General features: G+C 73.8%; 22 protein-coding genes. 10 read left to right on the top strand and 12 right to left on the bottom strand.

The genetic code is table 11. The features are described from left to right. Nucleotides 1-70: 70 nt before the first annotated feature. On the bottom strand, nt 71-1000 hold the full coding sequence (locus tag ACFV6D_RS05045) for an NADP-dependent oxidoreductase (protein WP_380558443.1): 930 nt from the start codon (nt 998-1000) through the stop codon (nt 71-73). 166 nt (nt 1001-1166) lie between these two features. Here ACFV6D_RS05045 and ACFV6D_RS05040 point away from each other — a divergent pair, with 166 nt between their 5' ends. From ACFV6D_RS05040 to ACFV6D_RS05020, 5 genes are all read left to right on the top strand, one after another. Next, nucleotides 1167-2582: a LuxR C-terminal-related transcriptional regulator gene (locus ACFV6D_RS05040; protein ID WP_380558440.1), complete on the top strand. Its 1416-nt coding sequence runs from the start codon at nt 1167-1169 to the stop codon at nt 2580-2582. Between the two features lie 13 nt (nt 2583-2595). Then, on the top strand, nt 2596-3069 hold the full coding sequence (locus tag ACFV6D_RS05035; protein WP_380335948.1) for a protein-tyrosine phosphatase family protein: 474 nt from the start codon (nt 2596-2598) through the stop codon (nt 3067-3069). A gap of 252 nt (nt 3070-3321) precedes the next feature. Then, complete coding sequence (locus tag ACFV6D_RS05030) at nt 3322-4077, top strand: (5-formylfuran-3-yl)methyl phosphate synthase (protein WP_063349831.1); 756 nt, start codon at nt 3322-3324, stop codon at nt 4075-4077. A gap of 8 nt (nt 4078-4085) precedes the next feature. After that, the gene (locus ACFV6D_RS05025) at nt 4086-5489 is read left to right on the top strand and encodes an aldehyde dehydrogenase family protein (RefSeq protein WP_380558437.1); all 1404 of its coding nucleotides are present in this window, start codon (nt 4086-4088) and stop codon (nt 5487-5489) included. A gap of 20 nt (nt 5490-5509) precedes the next feature. Continuing rightward, on the top strand, nt 5510-6649 hold the full coding sequence (locus tag ACFV6D_RS05020) for an alcohol dehydrogenase catalytic domain-containing protein (protein ID WP_380423756.1): 1140 nt from the start codon (nt 5510-5512) through the stop codon (nt 6647-6649). Nucleotides 6650-6670: 21 nt separating this feature from the next. Here ACFV6D_RS05020 and ACFV6D_RS05015 read toward each other — a convergent pair whose 3' ends face one another. From ACFV6D_RS05015 to ACFV6D_RS04970, 10 genes are all read right to left on the bottom strand, one after another. Then, on the bottom strand, nt 6671-7576 hold the full coding sequence (locus ACFV6D_RS05015; protein ID WP_380423757.1) for a class I SAM-dependent methyltransferase: 906 nt from the start codon (nt 7574-7576) through the stop codon (nt 6671-6673). A 165-nt stretch (nt 7577-7741) separates the two neighbouring features. Beyond that, the gene (locus ACFV6D_RS05010; RefSeq protein ID WP_380558434.1) at nt 7742-8476 is read right to left on the bottom strand and encodes a hypothetical protein; all 735 of its coding nucleotides are present in this window, start codon (nt 8474-8476) and stop codon (nt 7742-7744) included. A 147-nt stretch (nt 8477-8623) separates the two neighbouring features. Continuing rightward, nucleotides 8624-9607, bottom strand: a complete 984-nt coding sequence (locus tag ACFV6D_RS05005) for an urease accessory protein UreD (RefSeq protein ID WP_380423759.1) — start codon at nt 9605-9607, stop codon at nt 8624-8626. Next, entirely contained in the window at nt 9604-10224 is a 621-nt protein-coding gene (ureG, locus tag ACFV6D_RS05000; RefSeq protein ID WP_063349828.1) for an urease accessory protein UreG, read from the bottom strand. The genes ACFV6D_RS05005 and ureG overlap by 4 nt, the downstream gene beginning before the upstream one ends. A gap of 97 nt (nt 10225-10321) precedes the next feature. Beyond that, nucleotides 10322-11092 carry an urease accessory protein UreF gene (locus ACFV6D_RS04995; protein ID WP_380423760.1) on the bottom strand — a complete coding sequence of 257 codons (771 nt, stop codon included), beginning with the start codon at nt 11090-11092 and terminating at the stop codon, nt 10322-10324. Continuing rightward, nucleotides 11089-12813 carry an urease subunit alpha gene (gene ureC, locus ACFV6D_RS04990; protein WP_063349826.1) on the bottom strand — a complete coding sequence of 575 codons (1725 nt, stop codon included), beginning with the start codon at nt 12811-12813 and terminating at the stop codon, nt 11089-11091. Before ureC ends, ACFV6D_RS04995 begins: the two co-directional genes overlap by 4 nt. Continuing rightward, the gene (locus ACFV6D_RS04985) at nt 12813-13211 is read right to left on the bottom strand and encodes an urease subunit beta (RefSeq protein ID WP_063349825.1); all 399 of its coding nucleotides are present in this window, start codon (nt 13209-13211) and stop codon (nt 12813-12815) included. The genes ureC and ACFV6D_RS04985 overlap by 1 nt, the downstream gene beginning before the upstream one ends. A gap of 24 nt (nt 13212-13235) precedes the next feature. Further along, entirely contained in the window at nt 13236-14150 is a 915-nt protein-coding gene (locus ACFV6D_RS04980) for a sirohydrochlorin chelatase (protein WP_380423761.1), read from the bottom strand. A gap of 3 nt (nt 14151-14153) precedes the next feature. Next, on the bottom strand, nt 14154-14459 hold the full coding sequence (locus tag ACFV6D_RS04975) for an urease subunit gamma (protein WP_063349823.1): 306 nt from the start codon (nt 14457-14459) through the stop codon (nt 14154-14156). Between the two features lie 90 nt (nt 14460-14549). Continuing rightward, nucleotides 14550-15521 (bottom strand): urea transporter, encoded by a 972-nt coding sequence (locus tag ACFV6D_RS04970; protein ID WP_380423762.1) that lies wholly within the window; start codon nt 15519-15521, stop codon nt 14550-14552. A 616-nt stretch (nt 15522-16137) separates the two neighbouring features. Here ACFV6D_RS04970 and ACFV6D_RS04965 point away from each other — a divergent pair. Next, a complete protein-coding gene (locus ACFV6D_RS04965; RefSeq protein ID WP_380423763.1) occupies nt 16138-17946 on the top strand; it encodes an MFS transporter in 1809 nt (602 codons plus the stop codon). After that, complete coding sequence (locus ACFV6D_RS04960; protein WP_380423764.1) at nt 17943-18563, top strand: MarR family winged helix-turn-helix transcriptional regulator; 621 nt, start codon at nt 17943-17945, stop codon at nt 18561-18563. The genes ACFV6D_RS04965 and ACFV6D_RS04960 overlap by 4 nt, the downstream gene beginning before the upstream one ends. Before the next feature lie 20 nt (nt 18564-18583). On the opposite strand, the gene ACFV6D_RS04955 is transcribed toward ACFV6D_RS04960, so the two are convergent. Further along, complete coding sequence (locus tag ACFV6D_RS04955; RefSeq protein ID WP_380423765.1) at nt 18584-19345, bottom strand: alpha/beta fold hydrolase; 762 nt, start codon at nt 19343-19345, stop codon at nt 18584-18586. 105 nt (nt 19346-19450) lie between these two features. On the opposite strand from ACFV6D_RS04955, the gene ACFV6D_RS04950 reads away from it, so the two are divergent. The 3 genes from ACFV6D_RS04950 (at nt 19451) to ACFV6D_RS04940 (ending at nt 22424) form a co-directional block, all read left to right on the top strand. Next, nucleotides 19451-19984, top strand: coding sequence for a SigE family RNA polymerase sigma factor (locus ACFV6D_RS04950; RefSeq protein WP_063349820.1), 534 nt, complete (start codon nt 19451-19453; stop codon nt 19982-19984). Then, entirely contained in the window at nt 19981-20925 is a 945-nt protein-coding gene (locus tag ACFV6D_RS04945; protein WP_380558431.1) for a hypothetical protein, read from the top strand. The genes ACFV6D_RS04950 and ACFV6D_RS04945 overlap by 4 nt, the downstream gene beginning before the upstream one ends. A 425-nt stretch (nt 20926-21350) precedes the next feature. Next, nucleotides 21351-22424 carry a serine hydrolase domain-containing protein gene (locus tag ACFV6D_RS04940; RefSeq protein WP_380558520.1) on the top strand — a complete coding sequence of 358 codons (1074 nt, stop codon included), beginning with the start codon at nt 21351-21353 and terminating at the stop codon, nt 22422-22424. The last annotated feature ends 127 nt before the right edge of the window (nt 22425-22551 follow it).

The raw sequence follows: 22551 nt of genomic DNA, 5'->3' as shown, positions 1-22551 counted from the left end.
ACCAGTTGATCAATGCACCGGGCCGGTCGCCGAACCTCGACGACCTCCGGCACCCCCGGCGCCCATGGCCTCAGACCGTGAGCACGATCTTGCCGCGCAGGTGCCCGTGCTCGCTGAGCCGGTGCGCCTCGGCCGCCTCCGCCAGCGGCAGCACCTGGTGCAGCGGCAGCCGCAGGGTGCCCGCCTCGTGCAGCGCCAGCACGCCGGCATAGGCGCGCTGGTGGTAGGACTCGACGCCCTCCGCCCCACCGCTGAAGCGGACGCCGTACTCGGCGGAGCCCGCGAAGTCGACGATCGTCACCACCCGGTCCGCGGAGCCGGTCAGCTCGATGGAGAGCGGCAGCACCCCGCCCTTGCCCGCCGCGTCCAGCGCCCGGTCCACCCCGCCCGGGGCGGCGGCCCGCACCCGCTCCGCCAGGCCGTCGCCGTAGGCCACCGGGATCGCGCCCAGCTCGCGCAGGTAGGCGTGGTTGGCCTCGCCTGCGGTACCGACCACGGTGATCCCGCGCGCCCGGGCCAGTTGCAGCAGCAGGGTGCCGACCCCGCCGGCCGCGCCGTGCACCAGCAGCGTCTCGCCGGCCCGCACGCCCAGGACGCCGAGCACCCGCTCGGCGGTCTCGGCCGCCACCGGGATCGCCGCGGCCTCCTCCCAGCTCAGCGAGGCGGGCTTGCGGGCCAGCAGGTCGGCGTCGACGAGCGCCTGCTCGGCGTACGCGCCGCCCATGACGGCGCCGAACACCTCGTCGCCGGGCGCCCACGCGGTCACGTCCGGGCCGACGGCCTCCACCACACCGGCCAGCTCGTAACCACCGACGTGCGGGAAGGAGACCGGGAAGGCCGCCACCATCGAGCCGCTGCGCACCTTGTGGTCCAGCGGGTTGACGCCCACCGTGCGGACCGCGACCCGCACCTGGCCGGGGCCCGGGGCGGGCAGCTCGACGTCGGTCGGGCGCAGCACGTCCACGCCGCCGTACTCGGAGAAGGCGATCGCCTTGGTCATGGAATGTCCTTGCGGGTTCGGTGAGTTGTTTCTTCCGTCGACTCCATCCTGGATCGTCCGGGGCGGTCGCCAGGCCCGCCTTTCGGATGGTTCCACCTGTCCGAACGGCCAGGCCACCACCCCGGCCCCCGGGCTAGGCTGGCCGGCATGGGCGACGGCATCGGCGTTGACAGGCGTTGACAAGGGCGTGCGCAACGAGACGGGCGAGGACGTGGACGGCGTGGACGGGGACGGCGTGGACGGGAACAGCGTGGACGAGAGGTGGCGGCAGCACTGGGGCCGCCCCGAAGAGGCGCTGGCGCGCGCCGTCGAGGTGCTGCGCACGCCCCGGCCGCACCTGATGGACCGGCTCTCCGAGGTGGTCGCCACCCTCGTCCCGCACGTCGCGATCGCCCAGCTCAGCGGCATCTGCACCTACTCCCCCACGCTCGCCTTCGGCCCGCCCGAGCTGACCGCCGCCGTCAGCGGCCTGGAGCTCGCCAAGCTGGCCGAGACGACCACCTCGGCGACGGCCGACGGCCGGGCCTGGCAGGGCGAGGCGCAGCTGGCCGGGCGGGCGAGGTCCGTCGTGGTGGTCACGGCGTCGGCGTCGGACGCCACCACCGCGGTGCTGGTGCTGGTCCGGGACGGCGGCGCCGAGCCGGTGGCGGCCGGGGCGCTCGCCGTCCTCCAGCAGCTGTGGGACTTGGTCACCACCCACTCGCACCACCGCGCCACCGACGCCGGCCCCACCCACGCGGCGGCCTCCCGGGCCTCCGCCAACGCCCGGGCCCGGGCGATCGCCGAGTTCACCGGCTCCCACGGCGCCGCGCTCACCGCGATCCTCGCGCCGCTGCGCTCCGCCGCACTGGACGACGCCACCGCGCGCCGCGCCGCCACCGAACTGGCCGTGACGGCGCTGCTCGACCTGCGCCGGGGCGCCGACCTGGACCGGGCGCTCAGCGAGGAGCCCGCCGACGCCGCGTTCGCCCGGCTCGACCAGCAGCTGCGCCCGCTGCTGCGGCACACCCGGGTGCGGCTGGACGTGGCGCCGCCGGCGGAGGCCGGCCGGTCCGTTCCGGCGGACACCGCGCACGCCGCCCGGGACGCCGTCCGGGCGGCCGTCCTCGTGATGCTGGAGCAGGACGCCGTGACCAGGCTGCACGTGAGCTGGCGGTTCGCCGGTGACACGCTGCGGGCGGTGGTGCGGGACGACGGCCCCGGCCTGCTGGCCGCCGACGCGCTGGCCGTCCACCGCACCGCCGACCGGATCGCCGCCCTCGGCGGGCGCTGCGCCATCGAGGCCGTCCCCGGCTGGGGCACCACGGTGAGCGTCGACCTGCCGCTCGGCCTGCCCGAACACCCGCGCGTCACCGACCCGTTGGACGGCCTCCAGCCGCGCGAGTTGGAGGTGCTCGACCAGCTGGCCCAGGGCCGGCGCAACCGGGACATCGCCGTGGCGCTGCACATCAGCGAGTCGACGGTGAAGTTCCACGTCGCCAACATCCTGGCCAAGCTCGGCGTCTCCTCGCGCGGCGAGGCGGCGGCCCTGGCCCACCGGGCCGGGATGCCGGGCACCCCGGCCCTGCACGTCGCGTCCTGAGGAGAACCACGAGATGACCGAGACCCCCGAAACCCCCGCGCCGACCGGGCCGACCGGGCCGACCACGCCCTGGGACCCGGCCGCCCCCGGCGTGCTGCGCCTGCCCTCCGGCCGGCTGCTGCGCGGGCGCGGCCTCAGCCGCCCGCTGCCGCCCGGCCCGCACCCCTCCTTCGGGCTCTACCTGCTGGGCCGCCCGCCCAAGCCGCTCCCGTGGCAGGGCCGTTGGGTGCGCTGGCCCGACTTCCGGCTCCCCGCCGACCGGGCGGACGCGGCCGACGCCTTCCGCGAGGTCTGGCGGCGGTCGGCGACCGAACGCGTCGAACTCGCCTGCGTCGGCGGCCACGGCCGCACCGGCACCGCCCTCGCCTGCGTCGCGATCCTGGACGGCGTCCCGGCCGCCGAGGCCGTCGCGTACGTCCGGGAGCACTACGACCAGCACGCGGTGGAGACGCCCTGGCAGCGCCGCTTCGTGGAGCGGTGGGCCTGAGGCCTGAACGGCCGTCCCGGCGGCCGGGAGCGGGAATCCCGACCCGGCGACCCGGCCGCACTCGCGTGCGACGGGTTCGAACTGGAGTGTCCGGCGCGCCGAGGGGTGGCCGCGCCACGGGAGTGACCCGTTCGGGCTCCGCGCGCCCTACCGGGGGTCGCGGGCCGAAGGAATGATGAGCGGATCGCACGTGATCCAGACGACCCCGCACACCGGCCCCGGCCGGTGGACCTGCGGTGGAAGGAGCCCACGTTGTTGCTGCTCATCTCCCCGGACAGTGTCGAGGAGGCCCTCGACTGTGCGAAGGCGGCGGAGCACCTCGACATCGTCGACGTCAAGAAGCCGGACGAGGGCTCGCTCGGCGCGAACTTCCCGTGGGTCATCAGGGAGATCCGCGACGCCGTCCCGGCGGACAAGCCGTTGTCCGCCACCGTGGGGGACGTCCCGTACAAGCCCGGCACCGTGGCCCAGGCCGCGCTCGGTGCGGCCGTCTCCGGCGCCACGTACATCAAGGTCGGCCTCTACGGGTGCACGACGCCCGAACAGGCCGTCGACGTCATGCGAGGAGTCGTCCGGGCCGTGAAGGACTACCGGCCGGACGCGTTCGTCGTCGCCTCGGGCTACGCCGACGCCCACCGGATCGGCTGCGTCAACCCGCTCGCGCTGCCCGACATCGCCCGCCGCTCCGGCTCCGACGCGGCCATGCTCGACACCGCGATCAAGGACGGGACCAGGCTGTTCGACCACGTTCCGCCCGAGGTCTGCGCGGAGTTCGTCCGGCTGGCCCACGAAGCCGACCTGCTCGCCGCGCTCGCGGGCAGCGTCAAGGCGGCGGACCTCGGCACGCTGACCCGCATCGGCACCGACATCGTGGGGGTGCGCGGGGCCGTCTGCGAGGGCGGCGACCGCACCGCCGGAAGGATCCGGCCGCAGCTGGTGGCCGACTTCCGGGCGGAGATGGACCGGCACGCCCGGGAGCACGCGGCCGTCGTCGCCGCCGCGAGTTGACCGCCGGCATGCCGACGAGCCGGCCCGGCCGCCCGCCCGGGCCCGACAGCGGGCGCTTCGCCGTCGTCGACCCGGCGACGGGCGAGCCCTTCGCCGAGGCCCCCGACCAGCAGCCGGACACGCTGGACGCCGTCGTCGGCCGGGCCCACGAGGCCTGGCGCGGCTGGCGGGCCGACCCCGCCGCCCGCACCGCCGCGTTGCGCGCGGCAGCCGACGCCGTGGAGGCGGCCGGAGCCGACCTCGCCCCGCTGCTCACCCGGGAACAGGGCAAACCCCTGGCCGAGTCGGCCGCCGAGGTCGCCCGGACGGCGGCCCGCCTGCGCTACTTCGCCGACCTGGCCCCCGCGCCCCAGCCGATCGCGGACGGCCGCCCGGTGCGCAGCGAGATCCGCTGGCGGCCGCTGGGGCCGGTCGCCGCGATCGTCCCGTGGAACTTCCCGCTCCAGCTCGCGGCGGCGAAGTTCGCGCCCGCACTCGCCGCAGGCAACACGATGGTGCTCAAGCCCTCCCCGTTCACCCCCCTCGCCACCCGGCTGCTGGGCTCCGTCCTCGCCGCCGCCCTCCCCGAGGGCGTCCTGACGATCGTCACCGGCCGCGAACCCCTCGGCGCCCGGCTCGCCTCCCACCCGGGGATCCGCCACGTGACCTTCACCGGCTCGGTCCCCACCGGTCGGGCCGTCGCGGCGGGCGCGGCCGCCTCGCTCGCCCGGGTCACCCTGGAGCTGGGCGGCAACGACGCCGCCGTCCTGCTGGACGACGTGGACGTGGACCGGATCGCGGACCGGCTGTTCTGGGCGGCGTTCCGCAACTGCGGGCAGGTCTGCATGGCGGTCAAGCGCGTCTACGCCCCGGCCCGGCTCCACTCCCAGGTGGTCGAGGCCCTCGCGGAGCGGGCGAAGAGCGTCGTCGTCGGCGCCGGACTCGACCCGGGCACCCGGCTGGGGCCGGTCAACAACGCCCCCCAACTGGCCAGGGTCGAGCGCTACACGGCCCGGGCCCTGGCAGGCGGCGCCCGGGCCGCGGCCGGTGGCCACCGACTGGACCGGCCGGGCTACTTCTTCGCCCCGACGATCCTGGCCGACGTCCCCGCCGACAGTCCGGTGGTGACGGAGGAGCAGTTCGGCCCGGTCCTGCCGGTGCTGGCGTACCGGAGCGTCGACGAGGCCGTCGAAGCGGCCAACGACACCGGATTCGGGCTGGGCGGCTCGGTGTGGGGGACGGACCTCGACCGGGCCGAGGCGGTGGCCGACCGGCTGGAGTGCGGGACGGCGTGGATCAACCACCACGCCGAACTGTCCCTCGCCCAGCCCTTCGCGGGCATCAAGGAGAGCGGTGTCGGCGTCGCGGGCGGGCCGTGGGGGCTCTACGGGAACCTCAGGCCGTTCGTCGTGCACCGGCCGGAAGAGGCTTGACGATCCGGAGGAGCGTGACGATGAGGTTCGACGCCGCGGTACTGCGCTCGTACGAGGGCGGGTTCGCCGTCGAGGAGGTGGTCCTGAACGGGGGGCCGGCCGACGGCGAGGTCCTGGTGCGGATCGCGGGCTGCGGGATGTGCCGCACCGACCTCGCGGTCCGGCGTTCGGCGGGCCGCTCGCCGCTGCCGGCGGTGCTCGGGCACGAGGGGGCCGGGGTCGTGGTGGAGACCGGCGGCCCGCACACCGGGCTGAGCGTCGGCGACCACGTCGTGCTGAGCTTCGACTCCTGCGGACACTGCCGGAACTGCCTGGGTGCGGCCCCCGCCTACTGCGACTCCTTCGCCGCGCTCAACCTCTTCGGCGGGCGCAAGGAGGACGCGGCGCGGTTCACCGACGCGGCCGGGGGCGAACTGGCCCCCCGGTGGTTCGGCCAGTCCTCGTTCGCCGAGTACGCGATGGTTCCGGCGCGCAACGCCGTCCGGGTCGACCGCTCGCTGCCCCTCGACCTGCTCGGGCCCCTCGGCTGCGGCTTCCTGACCGGTGCCGGGGCCGTGTTCAACTCCTTCGGCGCCGGCCCCGGCGACACCGTCGTGGTCCTCGGCGCGGGGGCGGTGGGCCTGGCCGCGGTGATGGCGGCCACGGCCGCCGGGGCGGTGACCGTGGCCGTCGACCGGTACCCCGAACGGCTCGACCTCGCCGAGCGGTTCGGCGCGATCCCGCTGCGCGCCGGACCAGCCGACCACGCCTCCGGGCCCGACCCTGTCCCCCGGCCCGGACTGGCCGAGCGGATCCAGCGGCTGACCGACGGCGGCGCGCGGTACGCGCTGGACACCACGGCCTCCGCCCCGCTGATCAACGAGGCGCTCCGGGCCCTGCGCCCGACCGGCCACCTCGGGCTGGTCGCCCGGCTCCGCACCGCGCTGCCGCTCGATCCGGGGACACTGGACCGGGGCCGGCGGATCTCCCACATCTGCGAGGGGGACGCGGTGCCGGCCCTGCTGATCCCCCGGCTGACCCGGCTGTGGCAGGCCGGGAAGTTCCCCTTCGACCAGCTGATCCGCCGGTACCCGCTCGCCGCCGTCAACGAGGCCGAACGCGACTGCGACGCGGGCCGGGTGGTCAAACCCGTCCTGGTCCCGGAGCGGAGCGCCCGCTGAGCGAGGCCGCCCTCCCCACACCTACACCCGGGGCTTGTGCGCGAACACCCAGCGGTTGCCCTCCAGCGCGTCGTTCGGCTCGGGCAGGGGGCCGCGTCCGTGCTGGTGGGTGAAGTCGAAGGGGGTGTGGACCGAGGTGATCCAGCCCTTGCCGGCCAGGGCGCCCGCGGAGTCGGGCCGCGGCTCTGCGTCGAACAGATCGAGCAGGTCGATGCCGATCTGGTGCTTCGTCGAGGTGTAGAGCGGGCTCTCGCGGTAGTCCAACAGGCTCTTCTCCAGCTTGACCTCGTACGCCATGGCGCTGCCGCCCGCGCTCAACCGGCCGACCGTGTCGATGAGTTGCGTCTCCACGCCGTTGGGCAGGTAGAAGAGCAGCCCCTCCGCCAGCCAGACGCTCGGCACGGCCGCGTCGAAGCCGGCCTCGGTCAGCGCTGCGGCCCAGTCGGTGCACAGGTCGGCGGCGACCGGGACGCGCGCCGCCTTCGGGGAGGCCGACAGCCCGCCGAGCACCCCGTGCTTGAAGGCCAGTACGCCCTCCCGGTCGACCTCGAAGACCGTGCAGCCGGGAGGCCAGTCGAGCCGGAACGCCCGCGTGTCCAACCCGGCGCCGAGCAGGACCACTTGACGGGCGCCCGAGTGCACCGACCGGAGCAGGAAGTCGTCGAGGACCCTCGTCCGCAGACCGAAGTAGCGCGCGAACCGCCCCCACAGCGGGTTCGCGTCCCCGTCCGGCACCTGGTGCATCCGGACCGGCCAGCCCGCGGACGCCGGCGCGGCGAGCACGAAGTGTTCCGCGTAGACGTCCTGCGCCAAAGTGTCGTGCCGGTGGGTCTCGATCGCGCGTGCCGCGGCGACCAGGAGGGCCGTCAGACCGACGCCGCCCTCCACCCCCTCCACACCGGTGCTCCGGTGCGCCGTACCGACCATGTGTCATCCCCTTGAAGCGAGTTGAGAACGCGAACAGCGAGGAATGCGACTGCCTCCTCACTATCCAGCCGGCCCTCGCCCGCCCGGGAGCGGTCCCACCGGATCCACCCGACCGGGTGAATCCCGCCGTCGCGGCGCCCGGACGCCCCCCGGGTGTGCTGCTGCTCACCGACCGCGCCGGGCCTGTTCGCGCACGTGCTCGGGGTACCAGCGGGTGATCCGGAACGCCAGCACCAGCAGGATCACCGGGATGACCCAGGTCAGCCAGTCCTTCGCCGAGCCGACGTGCAGGGCCGCCAGCCCCAGGAGCGCCGTGATCAGGAAGACCGTGCCCCAGAGCGCGGTCAGCAACCGGTTGGTGCGCCGGAACCGCGGCGTGCCCCAGACCTCCGGCGGCGTGGACTCCCGGGCGTACTGCTCGGTGAACGGGGTGAACGCCAGCGATCCCAGGGCCACCGCCGCGAGCACGCCGCTGGACAGCACCTGCGCGTAGGTCTCCAGCCAGACCAGGCTGTGCCGGTCGAGCACCAGGCCCAGTACGCAGAGCACGGCGAAGAAGACCACGCCGACGATGGTGAGCACCTTGGGCGCATGGTGGCACGCGTCCGGCAGGGCGACGACGAGCGCGGCGACCAGCGCCGTCAGGGCCGCCAGTTTCCAGGTGCTCGGCCCGGCGATGACGTCGAAGACGATCCACGGGACGAACGAGAGGAAGACCGAACCGGACCGCAGACCGCCCCGGCCCTGGCGTCCCGGCCCCGGACCGGGACCGGGGGCGGGGGCGGGGTCGGGGTCGGATGCCGGGGCGGCTGCCGGGCCGGATGCCGGGCCGGATGCCGGGTCGGATGCGGGGTCGGATGCGGGGTCGGGCGGGGAAGGTCCGAACGTGGGTCGGTGCATGAGAACCTCCGGTTCCATGCTGCGACCAGGCCGGTCCGGCTGCATCCGGGGCCGCCCTCGGCCCCTCGCGCCCCCTCGCGCCCCCTCCCCGAGGCGCCGGGACGCTTCGGGGAGGTGCGGGGACGTGCGGGGAGATACGGAGCGGGGTCAGGTCTTGCGCAGGGCCGGGGCCGGGGCGCCGATGAGGAGCCGGCGGACGGCGTCCCAGGCGGTGCGCTGGGCGGCGGCGCAGGCGCGGGTGTCGGAGCCGAGCAGGCGGAGCCAGGCGCCGCTGTCGTGCGGGAGGACGCTGACGCCGTGGAGCAGGCCGCTGCCGGCCAGGGCCTCGTGCAGGGTGTCGGCGACCTGCGCGGCGGGGGCGAGCGGAGTGACGACGTAGAGGCTCGCCATGACGTCGTGGCCGGCCAGGACCGCCGGGCCGGTCACACCGGCCTCCGGGGGCTCCAGCCGGACGGTGTCGAGGGCGATCAACTGACCGTCGGGGCGCCGCACTTCGAGGTCGGAGGCGAACACCTGGTAGGCGTTGCGCTCGCCCCGGGCGAGGCGGCCGGCGAGGACGGTCTCGCCGGCCAGCACGGTGGCGGTGGGGTCGACGGTGAGGACGGTGCGCTGGTAGAGCCGGGAGTCGACGAAGGGGATGACGGGCTCGGGCAGGTACTCGACGTAGGCGCGGGGGCCGGCGTCCAGGTTGACCAGCTGCGTCGCGTAGTCGAACTCCATCCGGTAGACCTTGGTGGCCGCCTGGGTGGTGAGGTGGGTCGCGGTGTCGGCGCCGCAGCGCAGGTCGGTGCGGAGCCGGTCGGCCTGGAGGATGCCGCCGCCGGTGGACATCAGGAAGGTGACGGCGAGGTCCGGGCGGGCCGGGTCGAAGTAGAGCGGGCGCATGATCTGCAGCGGCGACTTCTGGTAGTGGCCGGTGAGTTCGGTGCGTTCGCCGATCCGTTCGAAGGCCAGCTCCAGCAGGCCGACCTTGCCGGGGCGCCCGACACCCAGGGTGTTGGGCGTCCCGGCGTACCGGCGGACGGCGTACGGGACGCGGGCCGGCTCGTAGTGCCGCGGATCGAGCCGGGGCACGGCGGCCTCGGCGGCCTCCCCCGCAACCGCTTCCCCCGCGGCCGCGGTGACGGTCATGCCGGGACCTTGCGGAAGGTCTCCAGGAAGGTGGCGATCTCGTCCAGCCCGTGCCCGGTGAGGCAGTTGGTGAGCACGACCGGCCCGCCCTCGCGGACGCGGTGGGCGTCGGACTCCATGATGCCGAGGTCCGCGCGGACGTACTGGGCGATGTCGATCTTGTTGATGACCAGCAGGTCGGACTCGGTGATGCCCGGGCCGCGCTTGCGGGGCATCTTCTCGCCCTCGGCGGTGTCCAGGACGAAGAGGAAGAGGTCGACCAGGACGGGGCTGAAGGTCAGCGTGAGGTTGTCGCCGCCGGACTCGAACAGCAGGGTGTCGACGTCGGGGAAGCGCTCCAGCATCTCGGCGCCGGCCGCGAGGTTCATCGTCGGGTCGTCCCGGACGGCGGTGTGCGGGCAGGCGCCGGTCTCGACGCCGACGACCCGCTCGGGGTCGAGGACGCCGGCCAGGGTGCGACGCACGTGCTGCGCGTCCTCCTGGGTGTAGATGTCGTTGGTGATGACCGCCGGGCGGTGGCCGTTGGCGATCAGCACCGGGACGAGGGCCTCGATGAGCGCCGTCTTGCCGGAGCCGACCGGCCCGCCGATGCCCACGCGGAGCACGTTCTCGGTCATTGCTGTCTCCTTCTGATGCGGTGTGACGTTGGTTCTGCGTCCGGGAGGAGCGGGAGCCGCGGCACTCCCGTGCCCGCCCGCACCTCCCGGACGCGGTTCAGCTGGCGAACAGCCGGGCCTCGGCCCGTTCGTGCCGTCCGGACATCGCGTCGGCGACCGGCACGCACCCGCCCAGGTCGTCCAACTCCCGGGCGAGGGCGGCCCGTACGGTCTCCTCGATCACCGGCGCCGTGGCCCGCAGCACCACCTGCGCCTTGCGGTGGTCGGTCAGCCGCAGCCGCAGGGCGGCGCCGACGAAGCTGGTGCAGAAGGCGAACAGGTCGCTGGCGACGGCCTGGTCGACGGGCACGGCGGCGGAGGCGTAGGCGACTCCGGCGGCCACCGGCTGGGAACCGGGGGCCTGCTTGGCGGCGACCAGTTCGGCGTACCGGTCCAGCGGTTCGCCGCCGATCGACTCCCGGGCGATGTCGAGGAGTTGGCGCCCGGTCCGGGTGGAGGCCAGGCGCAGCTCGCGGTTGAGCTTGGTGGCGTGCAGCCGCTGGTCCACCTCGACCAGCAGGCCCCAGTCGCCGGCCCGGGCGGCGCCGTGGGCGAGGGCGAGCGCGGTGGCGTCGCCGGGGCCGACCGAGTGGCGCAGCAGGTCGGTGAGCAGGTCGGGCATGGTGTCCGCGGTGACGGCCTTGGCCTGGGCGTAGCCCTCCAGGCCGTGCGAGAGGGTGTAGAAGCCGCTGGGGAAGGCCGAGTCGGTCAGCTGGAGGCTGACCAGCAGGGCGTCGAGGCCTCCCCCGAGCCCGGGAGAGCCGGGCCCCGACGAACCGGACCCCGACGAACCGGACCCCGAAGAGCCGAGCCCCGAAGCGCCGCTCACGCGAGGTAGAACAGGTGGTTGAGCGGGAGTTCGCGGGCGGGCTCGATGGTGGCCGGCTCGCCGTCCAGGGTGACCTTGTAGGTCTCCGGGTCGACGGCGATCTTCGGCAGCGCGTCGTTGCGGACCATGTGCTGCTTGCCGACCGAGCGGCAGCGCCGCACGGGCAGGACCCGGCTGTCCAGCCCGAGTTGGGCCGGGACGCCGAGGTCGATGGCGGCCTGCGACATGAAGGAGACCCGGGTGGCCTGCTTGGCCCGGCCGAGCGCGCCGTACATCGGGCGGTAGTAGACCGGCTGCGGGGTGGGCAGCGAGGCGTTCGGGTCGCCCATCAGCGCCCAGTTGATGACGCCGCCCTTGATGACCATCTTGGGCTTGGCGCCGAAGGAGTTGATCGGCCAGAGCACGATGTCGGCGAGCTTGCCGCTCTCCAGCGAGCCGATGTGGTCGGCGGTGCCGGAGGCGATGGCCGGGTTGATGGTGAGCTTGGCGAGGTAGCGCAGGACGCGGAAGTTGTCGTTGCGCTCGGTGTCGCCGTCGAGCTTGCCGCGCTGGTCCTTGCAGTGGTGGGCGGTCTGGAAGGCGCGGGTGAAGGACTCCCCGATCCGGCCCATCGCCTGCGAGTCCGAGGAGAAGATCGAGATGACGCCCTCGTCGTGCAGGACGGTCTCGGCGGCGATCGTCTCGGCGCGGACCCGGGAGTCGGCGAAGGAGACGTCCTCGGGGATGTCGTGGCTGAGGTGGTGGCAGACCATCACCATGTCCAGCAGTTCGTCGACCGAGTTGACGGTGTAGGGCAGCGTGGGGTTGGTGGAGGACGGCAGGACGTTGGGCTCTCCGGCGATCCGCATGATGTCGGGGGCGTGGCCGCCGCCCGCGCCCTCGGTGTGGAAGGTGTGGATGGTGCGGCCGTCGATGGCGGAGAGGGTGTCCTCGAAGAAGCCGCCCTCGTTGAGGGTGTCCGTGTGGATGGCCACCTGGACGTCGTACTCGTCGGCGACGCCGAGCGCGCTGTCGATGGCGGCGGGGGTGCTGCCCCAGTCCTCGTGCACCTTGAGGCCGCAGACGCCGGCCTCGACCTGCTCGCGCAGGGCGCCGGGCAGCGAGCCGTTGCCCTTGCCGAGGAGGCCGACGTTGACCGGGAGGTCCTCGACCGCCTGGTACATCCGGTGGATGTTCCACGGGCCGGGAGTGCAGGTGGTGCCGTTGGTGCCGTCGGAGGGGCCGGTGCCGCCACCGATGAGGGTGGTGATGCCGTTGCTCAGCGCCTCCTGCACCTGCTGCGGGGCGATGAAGTGGATGTGGGTGTCGATGCCGCCGGCGGTGGCGATCAGGTGCTCGCCGGAGATCACCTCGGTGCCGGGGCCGATGACCAGCCGGGGGTGCACGCCGCTCTGGGTGTGCGGGTTGCCGGCCTTGCCGACGGCGGTGATGAAGCCGTCCTTGACGCCGATGTCGCCCTTGACCACGCCGAGGACGGCGTCCATCACGACGACGTTGGTGATCACCAGGTCCAGCGCGCCCTGGGCGGAGGTGGCGGCCGGGTCCTGGGCCATGCCGTCGCGGATGCCCTTGCCGCCGCCGTAGACGGCCTCGTCGCCGTAGTGGCCCTGGTTGAAGTCCTTCTCGATCTCGACGACGAGGTTGGTGTCGGCGAGGTGGAAGCGGTCGCCGACGGTGGGCCCGAAGAGATCGGTGTACTGCTTGCGGGACAGCGTGGCCATCAGCGGTCGCCTTCCTTGTGGTCGAGGTTGGTGCCCTTGAACCCGAGGGCGATCGCCCGGTCGATCGCCCGGGCGCGGGTGTCGGCCGACCTGATGCCGCCGTCGACGAGGTTGCTGAAGCCGATCAGGCGGCCGTGGCCGCCGAACTCGGCGAGCGTGACGTCCTTGGTGTCGCCCGGCTCGAAGCGGACGGCGGTGCCGGCCGGGATGTCCAGGTGCTTGCCGTAGGCGGCGTTGCGGTCGAAGTCGAGGGCGCGGTTGGCCTCGAAGAAGTGGTAGTGCGAGCCGACCTGGATCGCCCGGTCGCCGGTGTTGCTGACCGTGATGGTGACCTGGGCGCGACCGGCGTTGATCTCCACCGGGTCGTCGCCGTACAGGTACGTGGCGCCACCAGACATGGCGGGCCCTTCCTCTCTGTCGGTTCAGTGATGTGTGTGGCCGTGGGTGTGTCCGTCGGTGGCACCGTGGCTGTGGCCGTGCCCGTGGCCATGGGTGTGCCCGTGCCCGTGCCCATGCGAGTCCGAGTGCGAGTGGTCCCCGCCGGGGCCGTGGCTGTGGGCGTAGCCGTGCCCGTGCTCGGCGTCGAGGCCGGCCAGGATGCCGTCCTCGCCGTGGCCGAGCAGGTGCAGGGCCGCCGCGGTGCGGGCCGCGACGACGCCGGCGATCGCGGACGGCCGCAGCAGCGGTCCGCCGTCCCGCACCCCGGGCAGTTCGGTGCGCAGCGCCGGTCCGAACGAGGCCGGGACGGCCGTCACTTCGCGGGCGCCGAGCAGCCGGCAGCGTTCGGCGCCCTCGGCGAGGTCGGGGTCGCCGCCCGCGAAGGCCACCTCGACCCAGCGGTGGTGGCCGTACTGGCGGACCAGCCGGGCGATCCGGAACAGGTCCGCGTCCTCGAAGGGGCCGGCCGCCGGGGCGGTGACCAGCACGGCGCCGTCGGGCCCGGGGGCGGCGGAGGCCGCGGCCCGCAGCCAGCCGACGAGGTGGTCCTTGCCGCCGAACGCCCCGGTCAGGGCGAGTCGTCCGCGCCCCTCCCCTGCGGCCAGCCAGCGCAGCGCCCGGGCGGTGTCGGCCACCAGCTTCGGGTCGCGGCCCAGCGTCATCGGGACGACGCACACCGGGCCGTCGGTGGCGGCCAGCGCCGAGCGGACGGCCTCGCCGAGCGCCCGGCCGGCGGCGGCCGCGGCGTGGACGGCGGGCTCGCGCTCCACCAGGGCGGCCAGGTCCCGGCCGCCGTCGCTCTCGTGCCCGCCGGCCAGCACCACCGTGGCGGCGGGCGTCGGGGCCGAGGTCGGCGCGGGCGCCGGACCGGTCGCCGCTTCCGCCTGACGTACCGTCATGGCTCAGGCACCCACCGGGTCGTGGCAGGAGACCAGCTTGGTGCCGTCCAGGAACGCGGCCTCGACCTGGAGCAGCGGCAGCATCTCGCGGACGCCGGGCATGACGTCCTCGCCGCTGACGACCTGCTTGCCGATCTCCATGCACTCGGCGACGGTGCGCCCGTCCCGGGCGCCCTCCATGATCGCCTCGCTGATCAGCGCGCAGGCCTCGCTGTAGTTCAGTTTCACACCGCGGTCGCGGCGTTTGCGGGCCAGATCGGCCACGACGTAGATGTACAGCTTGTCCATCTCACGCGGGGCGAGATTCACGGGAATCACTCTTCCTTTCCGAGGGAACTCCGCAGGAACTCCGAATGAACACGCCTGTCACGGGCGGGAATTCGGGCTACCGAAACCCGGTCAGACTCTGCGCAGCCGGGGAATGGCCGGCACCGCCGCCAGGAACAGCATGGTGGTCAGGACGAACGGCCAGGTGAAGGCGTGGCCGCCGAACGGCGCGGTGGCGGCGGCCAGCGCCGGGGTCAGGACGGTCGCGGCGGCCGCGCCGAGGACGGCGTAGGCCGCGCTCCACCCGCCGGGGGCGACGAACACGCCGCACAGCGCCATCGCGACGAGCACCCCGCTGTACCCGAGCAGCCCCTGGCCGACGGCGTCGGCGGGCGCGCCGAGCGCCCAGGCGGTGAGCAGCCCGGTCGCGCTGCCCGCGCAGGCCAGCAGGCCGGCCGGGCGGCTGGCCGCGAAGATGCCGGCCAGGAACAGCAGGCCGACGTACCACTGGGGCATGAAGAAGATCTGGCCGATGTTGGCGAAGAACCCGTGCCACAGCTGGTCCCAGGTCAGCCCGGTCGGGCCGGCGGCCGGCCCGGCCAGGGCGGTCGGGGCGCCGGTGCCGTGCCACAGGTGGCGGAAGCCGGGCGCCGCGGCCGTCGTCGCGGTGGCGACCAGGCAGAACGGCGCGGTGAGCGCGGGCAGTTTCCAGCTGTCGAGCACCGCGCCGAGGCCCGCGGTGACCACCACGGCGACGACGGCGCCGAGGACGGCCGCCGCGACGGTGGCGGGGTGGTCGGGGCCGAGGAACACCGCGCACCCCAGCGCCACCAGGCAGCCGTTGTAGCCGTGCAGCCCGGCCTCGACGGCGTCGCGCGCCAGCCGCAGGCCGTACGCGACGGCGGTTCCGACGGCGCTGCCGAGCAGGCCGTAGACGCCGTAGCGCCAGCCGGCCGCGAAAAGTGCGGCCACGAAGAACAGGCCGCAGACGGCGGACGGCATGAAGTCCACCTGCGCGACGCCGCGCAGGACTTCGACGGCTAACTTGAGGGATATCGGGCGGGCGGCCCCCGAGGCCCCCGGCTCACCCTTTTTCTGACCCATACTTCGCACCAATTCCCGGTACGGCTTTTCACGGCATGGCGAATAGTCCCGCAAGGCTGCTCGGCTTTACTCGCGAGCACGCCCGGCGATTCCTCCGGAACCGTACTCCTGCGGAATGCCGGTCGGCGCGGACACGACCGGTTACACCCGTATGGCGAAGGGTGATCATCAGGCCTCTGAGCTGCAACAATATGTTGATTGCGCAGGTCAGCGACCCCCCTGTGGAGAGCCATTCTTTGCGAAGTTTTACTTGCGACAGACGAAAACGAGAAGGTGGTCATGTCAAGGAATTCGACACGAAGCCGCCCCGGTCAGGCAATTCGGACATCCGGCGCCGCGAAAGGCGGCGCAGCACTGCGGGAATGTGGCGGAAATGTGCATGCGACGCGTCGGAAAGCAGCCGGGTCGGCGAACGCGGGCCCGCGAGCACGAACCGGCCGCCGGGCTCCCGGCAGCGCGGGAGCGGACCGATGGCCGGCGGCCAGCGGCCGGTGGCGGCCTCCGGGACGCCTGCGGGCTACCGGCAGTGGGGTGGTCGGACTATCGTTAGTTAGCGAAAGCTATCGAAGTACTCTCCGACTGGCGGCCCCGGTCTGCCACTCACCTGGGGGCAGCGGTGGCGACGAAGATCCCGAACAACGGCAGGCGCCGGCCCGTCCGCGCGGTCCGCGGAGCCGTGGCGGCGGACCATCCCCGGTACAAGTGGGTCGCCCTCTCCAACACCACGCTCGGCACCCTGATCGCCACCGTCAACGCCTCGATCGTCCTGATCTCCCTCCCCGCGATCTTCAACGGCATCGGCCTCGACCCGCTCCAACCCGGCAACGTCAGCTACCTGTTGTGGATGCTGATGGGCTACATGCTGGTCACCGCCGTCCTGGTGGTCACCCTCGGCAGACTGGGCGACATCCACGGCCGGGTCCGGATCTACAACGCCGGCTTCCTGATCTTCACCCTCACCTCGGTGGCCCTCTCCCTCGACCCGCTGCACGGCGGGCCGGGCGCGCTGTGGCTGATCGGCTGGCGGGTGGTGCAGGCGATCGGCGGCTCGATGCTGATGGCCAACTCGGCCGCGATCATCACCGACGCGTTCCCGGCCCACCGGCGCGGCATGGCGCTGGGGGTGAACATCGTCGCGGGCATCGCCGGCTCCTTCATCGGCCTGGTGCTGGGCGGGCTGCTGGCCGAGTGGAACTGGCGGTCGATCTTCTGGGTCAACATGCCGATCGGCATCCTCGGCACGGTCTGGGCCTACCGGTCGCTGCGCGAGACCGGCGTACGGCGGCCCGCCCGGATCGACTGGTGGGGCAACGTCACCTTCGCCGTCGGCCTGACCGCCCTGCTCGCCGCGATCACCTACGGCATCCAGCCCTACGGCGGCCACACCATGGGCTGGACCAGCCCCTGGGTGATGGGCGGGCTGTTCGGCGGCGTGGCGCTGCTGATCGCCTTCTGCCTGGTCGAGTCCAGGGTCGCCGAGCCGATGTTCCCGCTGGCGCTGTTCCGCGACCCGGTCTTCGCCGGCGGCAACGCGGCCACCCTGCTGGGCTCGATCGCCCGCGGCGGCCTCCAGTTCATGCTGATCATCTGGCTGCAGGGCATCTGGCTGCCGCTGCACGGCTACGACTACGCCGACACCCCCCTGTGGGCGGGCATCTACCTCGTCCCGCTGACCGTCGGCTTCCTGGCCGCCGGGCCGGTCTCGGGCTACCTCTCCGACCGGGCCGGGGCCCGGCTGTTCGCCTCCGGTGGACTGGTGGTGATGGCCCTGTCCTTCGCCGGACTGCTGCTCCTGCCCACCGACTTCGGCTACCCGTGGTTCGCCGTCCTGGTGTTCCTCAACGGCTTGGGCGGCGGCCTGTTCGCGGCCCCCAACACCTCGCTGATCATGTCGAGCGTGCCGGCCGAGGCCCGCGGCGCCGCCTCCGGCATGCGGGCCACCTTCCAGAACGCCGGCATGGTGCTCTCGATCGGCGTCTTCTTCTCGCTGATGGTGGCCGGCCTGGCCGGCTCGCTGCCACACACCCTCACCGCCGGACTGACCGCGCAGGGCGTGCCCGCCGCCGACGCGCACACCATCGCCTCGCTGCCACCGGTCGGCACGCTCTTCGCCGCGTTCCTCGGGTACAACCCGATCCAGCAGCTGCTGGGCCCGCACGTGCTCGGCATGCTGCCGGCGGCCAACGCCCGGACGCTGACCGGCCGGGAGTTCTTCCCGCAACTGATCTCGGGCCCCTTCCACGACGGCCTGGTCGTGGTGTTCTGGCTGGCGATCGCCATGTCGCTGGTCGCCGCGGCGGCCTCGCTGGTCCGCGAGCGGACCGGGCCGCGCCACACCCGCCGCGCCCGGCCGGGCGCGGGCGGGCCCGCTGAACGGCCCGGTGTAGGCCGGCCCGCACCGCGCGGAAAGGCCCGCAGGCCATGACCGGGCACGATGCCGCGACCGGCGCCGACACCGCGACCGACGCCGAGGCCGAGGCCGGGGCCGGGGCCGGTCTCTCCGCCGAGGCCGTCGTCCGGCTGCGCCTGGCGATCGGCCGACTCAACCGGCAGATGGCCCGCGCCTCCGGCGGCCAGGACCTCACCGTCGCCCAACTCTCCGCCCTGGCCCGGGTGGAGGTGCACGGCCCGCTGCGGCTCGGCGAACTCGCCGCGCGGGAGGGGGTGGCCGTGCCGTCCGTGCTCCGCACGATCGCCCCGCTGACCGCCGACGGCCTGATCGCCAAGACCCCCGACCCGCTGGACGGCCGCTCCCAGCTGCTCGAACTCACCCCGGCCGGCCTGGCGGCGATCACCCGGATCCGCCGGGAGCGCTCCGCCCTGCTGGCCCGCCGCAGCGCGCGGCTCACCCCGCAGCAGTGCCGCCAACTGGAGTCGGCCGTACCGCTGTTGGAGTTGCTGCTGGACGATCCCGACGCGGCCTTCCCCGGCCAAGCCTGCCCCGATCCGTCCTACCCTGACCCGCCCTGCCCTGACCCGCCCTGCCCCGACCCGCCCTGCCCCGACCCGCCCTGCCCCGACCGGCGCGACTCCGTCGGCTGAGGCAGCGCTTCTCGGAGCGCCTACGCCGTCTCGCGGAGGAATCCGGTGAGCAACTCGAAGGTCTCCTCGGGCCGTTCGAGGCCGGGGAAGTGGCCGGCCCAGGACAGTTCGAGCCGGCGGGCGCCGGGGATCCGGGTCGCCAAGGAGTCGGCGATCTGCCGGAAGTCGTCCACGTCGTGGCCGCCGGTCACGACCAGGCAGGGCGCCGTGATCCGGGAGAGGTCCGCTTCGTCGTCGGTGGGGCCGATCTCGGCGTCCGCCTGCACCTCGAAGGCGCGCCGCTGCATCCGGCGGACGAGTTCGCGGGCTTCGTCGCCCGCCTCCGGGCCGAGCCAGGTCTCGACGTTGAGCTCGACGGCGCCCTCGACGTCCCCGGTCGCGAGGAGTTCCCGCTCCCGCGCGGCGAAGGCCATCAGGGCGTCGCCGGCGACGTGCTCGGCCGCCCCGGAGCAGAGCAGGGCCAGCGCGGTGACGGCCCCGGGGCGCAGCGCCGCCACGTCCATGGCGACCTTCCCCCCGTACGAGGCGCCGATCAGCGCGGTGCTCTCGACGCCCAGGTGGTCGAGGAGCGCCAGCACGTCCTGCGCGTCGCTGTACGGGGCGTCGGCCGGCGGTGTGTCGCCGAAGGCCCGGAAGTCGCCCCGGATCACCCGGTAGCCCGCGTCGACCAGCCCCTGCCACTGCGGGTCCCACATCCTCCGATCGCACACGGACGAGTGCAGCAGCACCACGGTGGGGCGGTCGCCCGGCAGGTCATGAGATACGTCATGGGAGAGGATCATCCGCGGATCGTATCGACGCCTCTGGGGGACGCCAACCGGTTTGGTGATCGGAGGGAGTAAGCGCTTTGGGCCGCTTCCGGGCTCTAGGTGGGTGAGGAGGTGCTCATGGGAGGCACGAAGACCGACCGGGACGAGGAGTTCCAGGCGTTCATCGTCGGGGCCTGGCCACGGCTGCTGCGAACGGCGTACCTGTTGGCCGGGGAGCAGTACGCGGCCGAGGACCTGGTGCAGTCCGCGGCGGAGAAGGCCTGCGCGGCCTGGGCGAAGGTGCGACGGGCCGGCGATCCGCACAGCTACGTGCGGCGGATCCTGGTGAACGAACACGCCCGCCGCTGGCGCCGCCGCGCGCCGGAGCTGCTGGTGTACGCCGTGCCGGACGAGGCCGGAGCGGAGGACTGCTACGCCCGCTCCGACCAGCGCGGCGCGCTGATGACGGCGCTGGCCGCCCTGCCGGCCCGCCAGCGCGAGGCCGTGGTGCTGCGCTACTGGGAGGACCTGAGCGACAGTCAGGCCGCCGAGGCGATGGGCTGCTCGACGGGCGCCGTGCGCAGCCACGCGGCCAAGGGGATCGCGAGACTGCGGGGGGCCGCAGCGCTGAAGGAAATCAAGGGCATGACGAGCATCGGAGGTGCGGTATGAGCGCGGGCGGCAACGGCGGGACGGTCGGCATGGGCGCGGCGGGCGACGACAGCGACGTGTGGGTCGGACTCGGCCTGGCGGACGTGGCGGCCGGGGCCACGATCAGCCCGGCGCCGATGGCGGACATCATGGCGGGCGGCCGCCGGATCCGGCGCCGTCGCCGGTCGGTGGTCGGCGCGCTCGCGCTGGCCTCGGTGGTGGTGCTGGGCGGCGGGACGATGGCGGGTCTGCACAGCTCCCCCGCGAGCAGCGGCGCCCAGGCGCTCGTCCCGGCCAACGGCGGTCCCGGCGGCGGCACCGGGGGCGGCCCGGCCGCCCAGCCGTCCGGCACGGCGACGGCCGAGCGGGACCCGTTCACCCCGGTCCGGGTGACGCTCGCCCAGGGCAACACCCCCGACGGCAAGACGTGGAAGCTCTGGACGGCGCTCTGGCCGGTCGCCCCGAAGGAGCGGGCGTACGAGCAGGCGGTGGCCGTCTGGGAGGAGCGCCACGCCGTCGACCCCTCGCTCGACAAGCCGACGGAGGCGTACGTCCAGCAGTACTGGCAGCCCAACGAGGACGTCGTGAACGACTACGTCACCCTGGACGGGGTGCGCCAGCCGCACGACAACGCGGGCAGCTACCCGGCGCCGGGCCACCTCGACCCGCGGATGGCCGACACGTTCAGCGGCGGCCTGATGGGCGCCCGGGACAAGTCCGGCACGCCCGGTCCGCTCCCGATCAAGCTCGCCGTGATGGCCCTCGGCCCGGACGTCGGCAAGGTCCTGGTGACCTGGTCGGACGGCACGGTCATGGAGCCGTGGCTGAAGGCCGTCGGGGACTCCCCGTACCAGCGGCTGGTGGTCCCCGAGCAGCCGGGCAAGAAGGTGACGTCGTGGCAGTTCTTCGACAAGAACGGCGCCAAGCTGCCGGACGCCGGCGAGAAGATGCTGACCGAGTAACGGTCGGCGCGACCGGCTGAACACGACCGGGCGGCCACGACCGCCCGACCAGGCCCGAGGGGCCGGCCCGCTCCCCCGGCGGGCCGGCCCCTCGTCGGCGTACGGGACGGTCGGTGCGCGGGGGGATCGGCGTGCGGGGCGGTCGGTGCGCATCGCGGAAACGTGGGAGAAAGTGCTCCCCCGGTCGAGGGAGGTCATCGGCGGGCCGCCCGAGCAGACTGGCGATCACAGCCGGGGAGGACTTCCCGGCCTCCCCTTGATTGCACCGGAGTTGACTCGTGCGTGAGCAGATGTGGCAGCCGCTTTCCTCCCGACCTTCCTCCTGGCGTTCGTCCCGGCTTTCCTCCGGGCCTTCCTCCCGGCGCCCGCAGGCCGGTCGGCGCGGGGTCGTCGTGGCGGCGGCGGCCGCGGTGGCCGTCGGCGTCATGACCGCGGGCACCGCCCTGGCGCCGTCCACGGCCGCCGCCGCCCCCCGCCCGGACAGCGTCCAGCAGGGGCTGAACGCGCTGGTCCGCGACGACGGCCTGCCCGCCGCGCTGGCCAGCGTCCAGGGCCGTGACGGCCGCACCCGCACCTACACCGCGGGGGTCGGCGACGTCACCACCCGCGCGAAGGTGCCGGTCGACGGCCAGGTGCGGATCGGCAGCAACACCAAGACGTTCACGGCGGTGGTCGTGCTGCAGCTGGTCGGCGAGGGGAAGATCGGCCTCGACGAGCCCGTCGAGACCTACCTCCCCGGCCTGGTCCGCGGCGACGGCATCGACGGGCGCCACACCACGGTCCGTCAGCTCCTCCAGCACACCAGCGGACTCCCGGACTACGAGGGATACCTCGACGAACCCTCCCTCCAGCACCGGTACTTCGAGCCGCGCGACCTGCTGGACATCGCCTTCCAGCACAAGGCCGACTTCGCCCCGGGGGCGAGCTTCAAGTACAGCAGCACCAACTACGTGCTCGCCGGCCTGGTCGTCCAGAAGGTCACCGGCCGCCCCATCGCCGAGCAGATCGACCAGCGCATCATCAAGCCCCTCGGCCTGCGACACACCTACTACCCCGCCCAGGGCGACCGGACCATCCGCGAGGCCCACCCCCAGGGCTACCGCAAGGACGCGGCCGACGGGCACCTGATCGACTTCACCGAGCTGGACCCCTCCGCGGGCGGGGCGGCGGGCCAGATGATCTCCACCAACTCCGACGTCAACCAGTTCTTCACCGCCCTCCTCGGCGGCCGCCTCCTGCAACCGGCCCAGCTCGCCCAGATGCGCACCACCGTCCCCATCGGCGACAGCGGCGCCGCCTACGGCCTGGGGCTCATCAGCCGGCCGCTGTCCTGCGGCGGCGTCTACTGGGGCCACGGCGGCGACATCCCCGGCTACGAGACCCGGGGCGGGGCGACGGACGACGGCCGCGCCGTCAACATCGCGGTGACCACCGTCCCGCCGGACGCCGCCGGCTCGGAGCACGTCGAGAACGTCGTGGACACGGCCCTGTGCCGCTGACCGAAGTCCGGTGAGGGAGTGGGGTGTCGGGGGGGGGGCAGTAACACACCGCGGTTGCACAACCCCCAGGGGGGGGTGTCGTATAAAAAAAACACGCGCCCCACCACACAAAAACAGTATATATCTG

This window comes from Kitasatospora sp. NPDC059812, from assembly GCF_042732075.1.
GTDB lineage: Bacteria > Actinomycetota > Actinomycetes > Streptomycetales > Streptomycetaceae > Kitasatospora.
This window is presented reverse-complemented; position numbering and strand designations above follow the sequence as displayed.